1 pseudogene is annotated in these 403 nt (G+C 65.3%); it reads right to left on the minus strand.

Annotation, left to right across the window (positions count from 1 at the left end):
• Window positions 1–403: pseudogene (locus tag AC1DIX_RS28055) on the minus strand (metal-dependent phosphohydrolase); the annotation flags it as partial.

The following is a 403-nucleotide window of genomic DNA, read 5'->3' on the forward strand; positions in this document are numbered from 1 at the left end:
GAACCGCATCATCCGGGCGATCTCGGCGCCGCGCTGGCAGCGCGTCTGGATCAGGTCGGTGACGATCTCGCCGCCATTCTGCAGGATATTCAGGATGCCGCGGAAACGCTCGGCAAGGCCGGCCTGCATGCCGGTATGGCCGATGACGAAGCGCAGCACCTGGCCGAGGCTGCCGTCGACGAGCTTGAAGTCGCGCTTGAAGGCGAGGTCGTCGGCCAGATAGATTTCGCAGATGCGCGCCGCATTGCTGCTGCAGCCGAGGTCTTTCAGGAGCAGCGTATAATAGAGATCCTGCAGGGCGCTGTCGGGCAGGCCGAGCTCGCGGCCGATATGGGTGCCGATATAGCAGGCGCGGATGCAATGGCCGGGCGGCTGCCCCTCCGTCAGATCGAGCGCCTTGCTG

Source organism: Massilia sp. 05N420, assembly GCF_056397205.1.